Here is a 13,906-nt window from a genome sequence, read left to right on the forward strand (position 1 = left end):
AAAATGGCAAAACGTACTGATATAAAAAGCATTCTGATTTTAGGTGCGGGCCCAATCGTTATCGGCCAAGCATGCGAATTTGACTATTCAGGTGCACAGGCATGTAAAGCGTTACGTGAAGAAGGTTATCGCGTTATTTTAGTTAACTCGAACCCTGCAACGATCATGACTGACCCTGAGATGGCTGATGCTACTTATATTGAGCCAATTCATTGGGAAGTGGTTCGCAAAATCATCGAAAAAGAGCGCCCTGATGCGGTATTGCCGACGATGGGTGGGCAAACGGCACTAAACTGCGCACTTGAATTGGAACGCAAAGGGGTTTTAGCCGAATTTGGTGTAACAATGATTGGGGCTACTGCAGATGCGATTGATAAAGCAGAAGACCGTCAGCGTTTCGATAAAGCAATGAAAAAAATCGGCTTGGGTACGGCGCGTTCTGGTATCGCACATAATATGGAAGAAGCCTACGCAGTTGCTGATGATGTTGGCTTCCCATGTATTATTCGCCCATCGTTTACTATGGGCGGAACGGGGGGCGGTATTGCATACAACCGTGAAGAATTCGAAGAAATTTGTACGCGTGGTTTAGATTTATCACCAACGAATGAGTTATTAATTGATGAGTCATTAATTGGTTGGAAAGAATATGAAATGGAGGTTGTCCGCGATAAAAAAGACAACTGCATTATTGTCTGTTCAATCGAAAACTTTGATGCGATGGGGATTCATACCGGTGACTCTATCACCGTTGCACCAGCGCAGACTTTGACGGACAAAGAATACCAAATCATGCGTGATGCCTCTATGGCTGTTTTACGTGAAATTGGTGTGGAAACAGGTGGCTCTAACGTTCAATTTGCTGTAAACCCTAAAGATGGGCGCTTAATTGTTATTGAAATGAACCCGCGTGTTTCTCGTTCATCGGCGCTAGCATCAAAAGCGACAGGGTTCCCTATTGCCAAAATTGCTGCCAAATTAGCGGTCGGCTATACCCTCGATGAGTTGATGAATGATATCACTGGAGGCCGTACACCAGCTTCATTTGAGCCTTCTATCGACTATGTTGTGACAAAAATACCACGCTTTAACTTTGAGAAATTTGCAGGCACGAATGACCGCTTAACGACTCAGATGAAATCTGTGGGTGAAGTGATGGCAATTGGTCGCACATTCCAAGAATCAATGCAAAAAGCCCTACGTGGTTTAGAAGTCGGTGCGACTGGTTTTGACCCAAAAGTCTCTCAAGAAGACCCTGAAGTATTAACTCGGATCCGCCGTGAATTAAAAGATGCGGGAGCAGAGCGAATTTGGTTTATCGCAGATGCTTTCCGCGCAGGTCTTTCGGTAGATGGTGTCTTTAACCTAACGAATATCGACCGTTGGTTCTTAGTACAAATTGAAGAGTTAGTCCGTTTAGAAGAGAAAGTTGCAGAGTTAGGTGTAAATGGCCTGACAAAAGACTTTTTACGGGTATTGAAGCGCAAAGGTTTTGCAGACGCACGTCTTGCTAGCTTAGTTGGCGTCTCCGAAGCCGAGCTACGTAAATTACGCCAAGGGTATGGCTTACACCCTGTTTATAAACGAGTGGACACTTGTGCAGCAGAGTTTGCAACAGATACGGCTTATATGTATTCCACTTATGAAGAAGAGTGTGAATCAAACCCAAATAATGATAAGCCCAAAGTAATGGTGTTAGGCGGTGGCCCGAACCGTATTGGCCAAGGGATTGAGTTTGACTACTGTTGTGTACATGCTTCTTTAGCACTACGTGAAGATGGTTATGAAACCATCATGGTTAACTGTAACCCTGAAACGGTTTCAACAGATTATGACACATCTGACCGCCTGTACTTTGAGCCAGTGACATTGGAAGATGTTCTTGAAATCGTGCGTATTGAACAACCACAAGGTGTGATTGTGCAATATGGCGGTCAAACTCCGCTTAAATTAGCGAGAGCACTTGAGGCAGCAGGTGTTCCTGTTATTGGTACTAGCCCTGATGCCATTGACCGCGCTGAAGACCGTGAACGATTCCAACAAGCAGTTAATCGTTTAAATTTAAAACAACCCCAGAATGCAACGGTAACTGCTATTGAACAAGCGGTTGAAAAAGCTGCGGGAATTGGTTACCCACTGGTAGTTCGCCCATCTTATGTGCTAGGCGGTCGTGCGATGGAAATCGTGTATGATGAGGTGGATTTACGCCGTTATTTCCAAACCGCGGTGAGTGTATCGAATGATGCACCAGTACTGCTTGACCGTTTCTTAGACGATGCAGTCGAGGTGGATGTTGATGCGATTTGTGACGGTGAAATGGTATTGATTGGCGGTATTATGGAGCATATTGAGCAAGCCGGTGTGCATTCTGGCGATTCCGCATGTTCGTTGCCTGCCTATACCTTAAGCCAAGAAATTCAAGATGTCATGCGTGAACAAGTTCGTAACCTTGCATTTGAGTTACGTGTGCGTGGCTTAATGAACGTACAGTTTGCGGTGAAAAATAATGAGGTGTACTTGATTGAAGTTAACCCTCGAGCAGCAAGAACCGTCCCATTTGTGTCGAAAGCAACCGGTGTGCCATTAGCTAAAGTGGCAGCACGTGTGATGGTTGGGCAAACATTGGCTGAACAAGGTGTTACAGAAGAAATCATTCCCCCTTATTACTCAGTGAAAGAAGTTGTTCTTCCATTTAATAAATTCCAAGGCGTAGACCCGATCCTTGGGCCTGAAATGCGTTCAACGGGTGAAGTCATGGGCGTCGGGCGGACATTTGCAGAAGCATTCGCTAAAGCAATGTTAGGCAGTAGCTCAACCATGAAAAAATCAGGGCGAGCGCTCCTGTCTGTCCGTGAAGGTGATAAAACGCGCGTCGTGGATTTAGCCGCAAAATTGCTAAAACATGGTTTCGAATTAGATGCGACGCACGGAACAGCGATTGTATTAGGGGAAGCTGGGATTAACCCTAGGTTGGTGAATAAGGTTCATGAAGGTCGTCCACATATTCAAGATAGAATTAAGAATGGTGAATACGATTATATTGTAAATACAACCGCGGGGCGCCAAGCCATTGAAGATTCTAAATTAATTCGCCGTAGTGCCTTGCAGTATAAAGTACATTATGACACAACGTTAAACGGTGGGTTTGCAACGACTATGTCATTGAGTGCTGACCCAACAGAAAAAGTGATTTCAGTTCAAGAAATGCATGCGTTAATTAAGTAAATTATTCATTAGCCATTAATGAGCCCCTGCAGTTCAGTCTGCTGGGGCTTTTTTGTTTATCTGGGGATAATATGCAATTTCAATAAAAAAATGCAAAATGCTGGTTGACTCTCACGTAACGTGAGGCACTAACCTTAGTCGCAATTACAGGAGGAATGTATGCTATTTCAAGTCGGTGAAATCGCGGAAAAAACAGGGTTAACCATCCGTACACTTCATCATTATGAAGAGATTGGCTTGTTGCTTCCAACTGCAAGGACCGATGCGGGTTATCGGCTTTACAACATGCAATGTATAGAGCGTTTAACGCAAATTCAATTGTTACGGCAAGTTGGAGTCAAACTGAAAGACATCGGTGAATTACTCGATGGTCAGAGTGGGGATATCGCAAGTTTGTTGCAAGAACGTATTGCATTATTAACGGAACAAATGGAACAAATGGCAACGTTACGTTATCGATTAGAGCAATTACATAGGCAAATGCAAACAGGAGATGTTTTAACTCAGGCTGATTGGTTTTCTGTATTGGAGATGATGTCGATGTTTGATAAATATTTTACCCCCCAAGAGTTGGAACAATTGCCATTGTATACAGCACATACGCTGAAAAACCAAGAATGGCAACAGCGTATAGCAGCAGTAAGTCAGTTAATGGAGCAAGGTGCAGCACCGCAATCTACAGAGGTGCAACAAATTGCACATGAATGGATGACTGCACTAGAAAGAGATACCGGAGGGAACCCTGATTTCTTTGCTCGGCTGAATCAAATTCATTTATCCGATAATACATTAGCTTATTCATCGGGAATTTCCGTTGCAATGATCCAATATGTTGCAGAGGGTTTTAGTGAATACCAATTGTCGTTGTTTAGACCACATTTAACGGCTGCACAATTTGCTTTGGTTAGGCAGCATTATTTTGCTTCGGGGCAGGTGTGGCCCGAATTAATTGCAGGTTTATATAATGCAATGAAAGCACGTAAATCCCCAGACTCAGAGGAAGTTCAGCAGTTGGCGAAAACCTGGTTAGCGATGTTTAATCAATTCACGGGGAAAGACCCTGAACTACAGGAAAAGATCCGTATGGTATATCGAGAAGAACCAAGGATTTCTCAAGGGACGTGGATGACCCCAGAAATTGGTCAGTATTTGTTTTCAGCTATCACTGTTTTGATGGCGCAATAAGTGAAACGGCCGCTATTTAGCGGCCATTGAAGTTGCTGACGAAGCGGGATAAAAGCGTGGTTTTCCCCGCTCCGTGTTATCAGCCGAAAATCAATAAATTGATTTTCCTCGTTTATTTCAGAACCCCTAACGACTGTCGCCAAACATGATATGTTTGTCAACAGTCTGAATGGCCGCTATTTAGTGGCCATTGCTGTTATCAATTTTATTTGTTATTTGACAGGGCCTTACGGTGTTTCCAATACACGACAATTGAACCAATTAACCCACTCACGAGTAAAACAACAGGGATGATCATCAGTGCGCTGATAACAATTTGCTCATGTTCTTTTACAAAAGGAATTTGATTGAGGGCGTAACCTAAGCTCACAATTAAGCCAACCCATAATAAGCCACTTAACCAATTGAAAAATTGGAAACGACGGTGGCTGAGTTCGGATAGCCCCGCGAGCAATGGTAATATTGTTCTAACAAATGCAAGAAACCGGCCTATAAGTAACGCATATAACCCTTGTTTGTTAAACATATTGTTTGCTTTAGTATGATATTCCTCAGGGATTTGGGATAACCAACGTTTGACAACGGTGGTCTCGCTTAGCCATCTTCCTTGTAGAAAACCTAGCCAACACCCTAAACTTGCCGCCACCGTTAACAATAATATGGTTGGAATAAAATGTAATACACCTTTGGCTATTAGTGCACCTGACAAGATAAGCAAGGTGTCTCCCGGTAAAAATGCAGCGGGAAGAACGCCATTTTCTAAAACAATGACAACAAAAAGCACGGTATAAATAACCCAAAGCACTTCAGGGTTGGAGAGTTTAAGGAAATCGTGGTTCCAAAGTGCCAGTACGATTTCGCGTAGGACTTCCATAATCGTTCCTGTATTTGCGTAAAAGCGAATTTCTTTATTAACTATATTACAGGAAAAATGTGCGTCGAGTTTGATTTGTTTGATGAATTAGTGATTTAGCAAATTAATTGCAGGCAACAAGCAAATGGAAACCTGCAATTTAAAATAATTAATTTATTGATTTTTAATGAAAATCAAATTCGCTCGAAAGCTAATTGTAAATCATGAATTAAATCATCAGGGTGCTCTAAGCCGATATGCACTCGGAAAAATGTCCCCTCTTTAGGTGAAAAATCATATTGGCGCATGTTTTGTAAATCCTCTTTTTGATACCCCAAAATCAGTGATTCAAACCCACCCCATGAATACCCCATTTTGAAATGAGTAAAGTTATCAAGAAATATGGTGAATTGCTCAGGAGATAATCGAGATTTTAGTTGAAAAGAGAATAAGCCATTACAGCCAGAAAAATCGCGTATGAAGTATTCATGACCGGGCGATGATGGAAGTGCAGGATGAAAAACTTGGTCGACTTCTGGCCGTTGCTGTAGCCAGTGTGCAATCTGCAAACTATTAATTTGGTGCTGTTTTAATCGAGTTGCTAGGGTATGAAGCCCTCTGTTTGCCATATAAACGGTATCAGGATCTGCGGTTTGGCCTAATAGATAAGAATTTTCACGTAATGTTTCGATACAACGTTGATTGGCAACAGCAAGACCTAACATGCCGTCAGAGTGGCCGTTAATATATTTTGTGGCTGACTGAATGGATATATCAATATCGAATAATAAGGGTTTAAGCAATACGCCAGCCGCCCAAGTATTATCAATCATAATAATAATTTCAGGTGATTTGGCACGGACTGCATGAACAATAGCCGGTAAATCATGAACTTCCATTGTAATAGAGCCGGGTGATTCTAAGAAGACGATACGAGTATTTGGCTGGATTAACTCAGCGATATCTTCCCCAATTAATGGGTCGAAATAAGTCGTTTGAACGCTTAGCTTAGTTAAAATGTTGTCGCAAAAATTCTGCGTAGGGTCATAGGCAGAGCCGGTAACAAGGATGTGCTCTCCCGCTGAAATAAAAGACAAAATAGCATTGGTAATTGCGGCTGCACCCGAAGGATAAAGCACACAGCCAGCCCCTTGTTCTAATTCGGTCATTGCTTCTTGAAAAGCAAAATGTGTTTGTGTACCCCGTCGCCCATAAAATAAAGTGTTACCCGCACGGTGACGGGTTGCGTGACGTTTTTCTTCCAGAGTGTCAAAAATAATAGATGATGCACGCTGAATAACTGGGTTTACCCCTTTTTGTGTGTACTTAGGGTTTCGACCAATATGTACTAATTGAGTTTCAGGTTTACTCTCTGCCATGATTTTTCCCTACACAGAATGTGATTTGCCGAATTCTAAGGTGATTAATACTAAGACGTTAAATGATCTCGAAGGAAATGTAACCTGAGTATTCTTCAACTTTCATTTTAAATATGGGGATGAAGTAAATTTGTGGGTAATCTACCGAGTGAAAGCAACCAAGGCCGATGGTGAACTAGCTAAATTGTTAACTCAAAGCTGAAGATAAATAACCGTATCATAGAAGAGGGCTTCTTTGTCGAAGAGCAAAAAAACATAAAAAAATTGCAAATACTAATGATAATTACTATCAATTCGCGCTGTGTTTGATATTATCAGCAGCGTCTTTTTGAAAAGAATGGACAGTGCGAGTCAAATTTCGCTTTTAATGGTTAGTCGATGAATGGCACAATCATCGATATAAATTTTGTTATACAACACTAAAAAGAGAGTAAAGGCCAACTGATGCGTAAACTAACAGCTTCTATTCTATTGGCGTTCGGCTTGATGGGGACGGCAGTCGCTGAAACCACACCTGCAACAACACCAGCGGCGTCTCAAAATACATCCTCAACACCATCGGTAGAAAATTCTGCTACGCCAACCACAACGGCACCAAATGCTGAGGTTGCATCAGTACCCGCAGAGCCCATTCAAGGGGAAGGTGGAAATACATCAGCGGTTAGCGAAAATATTGAGCTGGCAACAGAGGCACCAACTGGCGGGTTTGATCAAGACTTATCTGTTTGGGGGATGTACCAAAATGCAGATAATGTGGTTAAAACCGTGATGATAGGTTTAGTCATTGCTTCAATTATTACTTGGGCACTGTTCTTTTCAAAAGGGTTAGAAATCTTAGTTGCACGTCGCCGCTTAAAAGAAGAAGCCAAAGCGATTGCAGAGGTAAAATCACTTGATGAAGCTGTCAGCATTGCAGATGGTTTCAAAGCTAATAGTGTTACCCGTATGCTATTAAATGAAGCTGTTAATGAAAGAACACTTTCTGTCAATAGTACTGACTTATCAGGGACTAAAGAGCGTACTTCGTTCCGCCTCGAAAGAGCTGTCGCTGGAATTAGCCGTTATATGGGGCGCGGAAATGGTTATTTGGCAACGATTGGCGCGATCTCTCCATTTGTCGGTTTATTTGGCACAGTTTGGGGGATCATGAACAGCTTTATTGGAATTGCTCACTCACAGACCACTAACCTTGCCGTCGTTGCACCAGGGATAGCAGAAGCATTGCTAGCGACTGCAATTGGTCTTATCGCCGCAATTCCAGCCGTTGTGATTTATAATATTTTTGCTCGGATGATCAACAACTACCGTGGTCAAGTAGGGGATGTCGCTGCTCAATCTGCATTATTATTGGGACGTGATCTCGATCTGGCAAATAGCAAAGCAAGGTAATTATTATGGCAATGCGTTTAGGTGACGAACAAGACGATAGTGGTGAAATGCATGAAATTAACGTAACGCCTTTTATTGACGTTATGTTAGTTTTATTGATTATCTTTATGGTTGCGGCACCGTTGGCAACTGTTGATATTAAAGTCAACTTACCTGCTTCGACTGCGAAGCCGCAGCCACGCCCAGAAAAACCCGTATTTCTAACTGTTAAAGCAGACAACCAACTCTTTATTGGTGATCAAGCGGTATCAAAAGATCAGCTTTCAGCAATGCTTGACCAAGCCACTAGTGCGAATAAAGATACAACAATCTTTTTTCAAGCTGATAAGAGTGTAGATTATGAAACTATGATGGATGTAATGAACGCATTACGCCAATCAGGGTATTTAAAAATCGGTCTAGTTGGTATGGAAGCGACATCCTCTTCTAAATAAGGGGAGCATCAAATCTTTCCGGCGCGTTTTATCCTTTGGGATGGAACGCGTTTTTTTATGTATAAAATTAATTGTTCAAAAATAGCTATGTAGTGTTTTGAGCTAACCTCTTTATAGTATTTCTCTTGTGCTTAATCATATTTTTTAGTGATTAACTTATTTTTAAAGCGTTTTATTCTTATTTCACACTATTTTTTCGTCAAATTTATGGGGCTATAGTTTGTTCTTCATGTTTTTTCGCCGATTTTTAGGCGGGGCGTTGGTTATAGTAATAAAAAAATAAGGGGGGAACATTAAATTTTATAATGAATAGGTGTTACTTGGCATCTGATTTTTGATGATAACGGTAAGTGATAGCTTTATTTTTCTAGAATACGCATAAGAAATGTTGATTATTGAGTTGGTTTTTTAGTTTTAAAATGCGAGTTTGTCTGGTTGTAAATGCTTTTTATTTTGTTAAAAACGATTTTAAAGATAAGTTATATATAATAAAAAATAAACCATTTTATTAATAAGGTTTTATGTATTTATCTTTTTTACCAGTTAATATCAATAACCATATATATGTTGCGGCTATTTTATTGTTTTAAAAAAAACAAAAAATGATTGTTAATCATAGGAATAGTAGCTATTAGTTTTATTATGTAAATTTAAAATACACAGATAAGTATATTTGCTTATTTCTTTTGTTTTTTTATATGTAAGCATTATTAATGTTTATATGGGGTTTGAAATCTTAAATAATATATTTAAGTAATTATCTGTAGTGATTAAATAATATTAAAGTTATTTATTGGAAATTATTTTAAATATGTAAAATATATATTTAACGAATAAATGTAAATTGTCTGTAATATCTTAACTATAAGACTATTATTTTGTTGTTTTTCTGTAAATTTACATAACCAATTGATTTTCAATGAAAATATTTTTTTATTTTCACGTGGAGACTCGAGCAAAAAAATGCTTGCGCAACAAATGTATTACGTTATAATGCAATCAATAACATTTAGAAACACTTTTAAATACCTTGTTATATTGAAATGTTTATTTAAAATTTACTTACGCTAGGGTTAATAAAGCCATCGCTAATTTTTGAATTTTAAATTTAGCAAGTTATTAGGCTTTATCTTAAAAATAACTATAATTACTTGGTTAGATAATTCGAATAGCGGGCGTATTTATATAGTGAGATAAGTGTTATTACTGGAGTCAAATGGGCTGACTACAGACTACGCATAGCAAGCGTCGCCGTAATACGGCAATTTCATATTATACACCTCTATAGATAAAATAAGACTACACTTCCAGCGTTATCATTTCGATAACGCTTTTTTTTTGTATTCATTTCGTAGTTTAAGCTCTCATCTCTTTCTGGGATAACATAAAGAAAAACAATACAAGTTAACTAAAGAATGAATTGATATAGCTAAGGGGGTGAGATATGAGAAGCATCAACCTTTTCTGTGTTTTATGATGAAATGGCTTCACGAAAAAATTTATCAGAGTATGATATTGCCTCTTCGCTGTGGGGTATCGATATAACTACTTATAAAGATAATTATACAACGGCGAATTTCTCTGCCAGGATCTGGCGTGAAACGAATTGGAAGTAACAATGACTTGGTCTGATTTTAAATCTCACTATCTCATCGGTTTTTGGAAACCATTACCTGCAGTAATTGCTGCGGGGATCTTATCAACTTATTATTTTGGCTTAACGGGCACATTTTGGGCTGTGACTGGCGAGTTCACTCGCTGGGGCGGACATGTCATGCAACTTTTTGGTGCGGAGCCTGAAACTTGGGGATATTTTAAAGTTATTGGCTTTGAAGGCACGCCATTAGACCGTATTGATGGTGTTATGATTATTGGTATGTTTGCAGGGTGTTTTGCGGCAGCCCTTTGGGCCAATAACATCAAATTACGTATGCCTCAACACCGAATCCGTATTTTCCAAGCAATATTAGGCGGTATTATTGCGGGGTTTGGGGCTCGTTTAGCTATGGGCTGTAATTTAGCCGCATTCTTTACTGGGATACCTCAATTTTCATTACATGCGTGGTACTTTGCCGTTGCCACTGCTGCTGGGTCATATTTTGGCGCCAAGTTTACACTGATGCCAATGTTTCGGATCCCCGTGAAGCTCAAAAAGGTCAATACTGCATCCCCACTAACCCAAAACCATGATGTGGCGAAAAGACGTTTTAAACTTGGTATGGTGATTTTTACTTTAGCCATTGCTTGGGGTTTTTATACGTTGCTTGATTCTCCAGTGATGGGTTTCGCGATTTTATGTGGGATAGGTTTTGGTTTATTAATTGAGCGAGCTCAGATCTGCTTTACTTCTGCGTTTCGTGATCTTTGGATCACGGGGCGTACGCATATGGCGAAAGCAATTATTATCGGCATGGCGGTTAGTGCCGTGGGGATTTTTAGCTACGTACAACTAGGTGCTACACCTAAAATCCTATGGGCAGGCCCGAATGCAGTAATTGGTGGTCTATTATTTGGCTTTGGTATCGTTCTTGCTGGTGGTTGTGAAACGGGCTGGATGTATCGTGCTGTTGAAGGCCAAGTTCATTATTGGTGGGTTGGCTTCGGTAATATTATTGGCGCAACAGTTCTTGCTTATTATTGGGATGATTTGGGCCCTTGGTTGGCCACTGATTTTGATAAAGTTAATCTATTAGAAACTTTTGGGCCAGAAGGTGGTTTATTGGTTACTTATGCATTATTAGCGGTAGCGTTTGTGCTGATGCTGTTATGGGAAAAACACTTTTTCCGTAAACGAGAGCAAAAGTCATCGAATACATCCGTGGAGGCAGTATGAACAAGAAAGACATTATCCCTGATTACCGCTTAGATATGGTTGGAGAACCTTGTCCATATCCTGCTGTAGCAACGTTAGAGGCTATGCCATCACTGAAAAGCGGTGAAATCTTAGAAGTGGTAAGTGACTGCCCCCAGTCAATTAATAATATCCCACTAGATGCGAAAAATTATGGTTATACGGTGTTGGATATTCAACAGGATGGGCCGACTATTCGTTATCTTATCCAAAAATAACAGATACCCGTCATACTTCGCGCTGTAGCGTTGTTGACCGCTCTCACCGCCCCTAGTCACATACTTTTGTATGCTCCTAGGGTTCGGTTCGCTTGTCGCCTAGCTACAACCCGAATTATATAGGGTATCCAAATGGTATTGTTATATTTTGCGTCGGGGCGCTGCCGACTGTAACGACAGCCCTAGTCACATACTTTTGTATGCTCCTAGGGTTCGGTTCGCTTGTCGCCTAGCTACAACCCGAATTATATAGGGTATCCAAATGGTATTGTTATATTTTGCGTCGGGGCGCTGCCGACTGTAACGACAGCCCTAGTCACATACTTTTGTATGCTCCTAGGGTTCGGTTCGCTTGTCGCCTAGCTACCACCCGAATTATATAGGGTATCCAAATGGTATTGTTATATTTTGCGTCGGGGCGCTGCCGACTGTAACGACAGCCCTAGTCATATACTTTTGTATGCTCCTAGGGTTCGGTTCGCTTGTCGCCTAGCTACGGCACAAATTATTTAGGGTATATTAGTGACTTACCATTCAATTTATTAAAATATTTAAATTGCAGATGGGTTTATGAGTAAAATATCGACAGATGTTCAGTTAATCTTCTTGCCAATTTGTAATATCAAGGACTAATTCACACTCATCGTCAATATATCCCCCTGTAGGGACAAAACCGAGCTTTTTGTAAAATTCGAATGGGCTTTCCTCCCCTTCGCCACAACTGTTATAAAGGCGCGGATAGCCTTTCTTTTTTAGATAAGCAATGACTTGAAGTAATGCTTCGCGACCAAACCCTAGTTTTTGATAGGGTTCCGCAATCATAAAGCGCCACAGCATAATGCCATCATATTCTAATTCATCATCATCTAAACCAGAGTGAAGCATGATAAAGCCAACAGGGACATCATCTGCGTAAATTCCTCGGTACCACGCACAACTAGAAAATTGTGCTTCGACCATAGAATAAGCATTGTCTGCCACCATATTACGTTGTGCTTCACTAAGGGTATGACTTAGTAAGCAAATTTCAGAGAAATTATCAGCAGTGATTTTTTGCAAGGTGACCAGTGAATTTTCATCCACTTCAGGTTCGATGAGCTCTTTCATAACAATTCCTTCGATAGAATATTGACCATAGCTCCAATGATGGAGGTTATTATTTATTATTTTTATTTAACAAACTAAGTATCAAATAAATTGGTGGTGTGGATGTAATTTAATCAACCAGAGATTGAGTGAGCAGTCAATGACTTAATTGTGGCTATGTAAGCAGGGTCTAAAAAGAAATGGCAACTTAGTTAGGTAATAAGTTGCCACCGTGAGATGAAAGGGAACCTGAAGGAAAATTAGTGCTCGGCTTCGCCACCTAACACATCAATTAAACGGGCGATCAAAGCGCTAAGTTCGCCGGTCATTAACACATAGTCCGCATCAAATTTTTGGGCGAAATCTTCTTTCGCAATATCATCGTTTTGATCTTTTAATGTATCGCTAAATTTTAACCTTTTTAGTGAGCCATCATCAGATAACATAAACTGAATTCTTTCTTCCCAATCTAACGCTAACTTAGTGACTAATTTGCCCGCTTCGATATGAGTTGTAATTTCATCAGAAATTAAATCTTGTTTTTTACAACGGATAATTCCGCCTTCTTCTAGGATGGCTTTAAGTTCTGCTTCATCCATTACCGCGAAACCTTGTGGTAATGAGCCAGAACGAACCCATTCGGTTAGTGTGAGTTCTATTGGGTCTTTAAATGTAAGTGGAACTACGGGTAAAGACCCTAAGCTTTTACGTAACAAAGCAAGGTTGTCTTCTGCACGTTTTGCACTGGCGGCATCAACAATAATTAATTGATTGACGGTGTCGATCCAAATATAGGTTTTGCTAAACTTACTGAATGCACGGGGAAGCAGAGTATGCACGACTTCATCTTTTAAGGCGTCTTTTTCTGTTTTCTTTAATTTGCGGCCTTGGTCTGCTTCTAGTTTTTCAATTTTATCCTGTACTTCTTGCTTAATTACAGGAGATGGCAGCATTTTTTCTTCTTTTTTTGCACAAATGAGAATTTGATTGCCTGCTACATGGGTTAAGGCGTCTGCGCCATTCATCGGTGCTACCCAGCCTGTTTGCATCATATCTTGGCTGCCACAAGGGTGATAGGCAAGTGAGGCAAGCTGTTTTTCCAGATCATCAGCGGAGAGTGCCAAATCCCGATTCAGGCGATAGACTAATATATTCTTGAACCACATGAAAAACCTACCTTTGTTGATAAATAGCCAATTAGAGCAAGGGGCTATGATAGCGAATTGTCCGTTATTAAGCGAAAAAAAATGTGTTTAGGCTTTGTCGTCCACAATTTTAATGTCTAA

General features: G+C 40.4%; 10 protein-coding genes. 6 read left to right on the plus strand and 4 right to left on the minus strand.

All coding sequences use genetic code 11. The annotated features are described in order from the left end of the window. Window positions 1-3 precede the first annotated feature (3 nt). Window positions 4-3,225, plus strand: coding sequence for a carbamoyl-phosphate synthase large subunit (gene carB, locus P3L56_RS03450; RefSeq protein WP_042846974.1), 3,222 nt, complete (start codon window positions 4-6; stop codon window positions 3,223-3,225). 159 nt (window positions 3,226-3,384) lie between these two features. Then, window positions 3,385-4,410 carry a MerR family transcriptional regulator gene (locus tag P3L56_RS03455; RefSeq protein WP_042846972.1) on the plus strand — a complete coding sequence of 342 codons (1,026 nt, stop codon included), beginning with the start codon at window positions 3,385-3,387 and terminating at the stop codon, window positions 4,408-4,410. Window positions 4,411-4,615: 205 nt separating this feature from the next. Here the strand turns inward: P3L56_RS03455 and P3L56_RS03460 are convergent, their stop codons facing one another. Both P3L56_RS03460 and metC read right to left on the minus strand, forming a co-directional pair. Next, window positions 4,616-5,284 carry a DedA family protein gene (locus P3L56_RS03460; protein WP_042846971.1) on the minus strand — a complete coding sequence of 223 codons (669 nt, stop codon included), beginning with the start codon at window positions 5,282-5,284 and terminating at the stop codon, window positions 4,616-4,618. Window positions 5,285-5,457: 173 nt separating this feature from the next. After that, window positions 5,458-6,642, minus strand: a complete 1,185-nt coding sequence (gene metC, locus P3L56_RS03465) for a cystathionine beta-lyase (protein WP_129466865.1) — start codon at window positions 6,640-6,642, stop codon at window positions 5,458-5,460. A 444-nt stretch (window positions 6,643-7,086) separates the two neighbouring features. Here metC and exbB point away from each other — a divergent pair, with 444 nt between their 5' ends. The 4 genes from exbB to yedF all read left to right on the plus strand — a co-directional run bounded on the left by exbB (window position 7,087) and on the right by yedF (window position 11,534). Further along, on the plus strand, window positions 7,087-8,031 hold the full coding sequence (gene exbB / locus P3L56_RS03470; RefSeq protein ID WP_042846969.1) for a tonB-system energizer ExbB: 945 nt from the start codon (window positions 7,087-7,089) through the stop codon (window positions 8,029-8,031). A 5-nt stretch (window positions 8,032-8,036) separates the two neighbouring features. Next, on the plus strand, window positions 8,037-8,465 hold the full coding sequence (exbD, locus tag P3L56_RS03475) for a TonB system transport protein ExbD (RefSeq protein ID WP_042846968.1): 429 nt from the start codon (window positions 8,037-8,039) through the stop codon (window positions 8,463-8,465). Window positions 8,466-10,083: 1,618 nt separating this feature from the next. After that, entirely contained in the window at window positions 10,084-11,298 is a 1,215-nt protein-coding gene (gene yedE / locus P3L56_RS03480) for a selenium metabolism membrane protein YedE/FdhT (protein WP_042846967.1), read from the plus strand. Next, window positions 11,295-11,534, plus strand: coding sequence for a sulfurtransferase-like selenium metabolism protein YedF (yedF, locus tag P3L56_RS03485; RefSeq protein WP_042846966.1), 240 nt, complete (start codon window positions 11,295-11,297; stop codon window positions 11,532-11,534). Before yedE ends, yedF begins: the two co-directional genes overlap by 4 nt. A 597-nt stretch (window positions 11,535-12,131) precedes the next feature. On the opposite strand, the gene P3L56_RS03490 is transcribed toward yedF, so the two are convergent. Next, entirely contained in the window at window positions 12,132-12,641 is a 510-nt protein-coding gene (locus P3L56_RS03490) for a GNAT family N-acetyltransferase (protein ID WP_042846965.1), read from the minus strand. Window positions 12,642-12,880: 239 nt separating this feature from the next. Continuing rightward, window positions 12,881-13,786: a recombination-associated protein RdgC gene (gene rdgC, locus P3L56_RS03495; protein WP_048608409.1), complete on the minus strand. Its 906-nt coding sequence runs from the start codon at window positions 13,784-13,786 to the stop codon at window positions 12,881-12,883. Window positions 13,787-13,906: the final 120 nt, after the last annotated feature.

Origin of the sequence: Providencia sp. PROV024 (assembly GCF_032709665.1) — a bacterium.
Lineage (GTDB): Bacteria > Pseudomonadota > Gammaproteobacteria > Enterobacterales > Enterobacteriaceae > Providencia > Providencia huashanensis.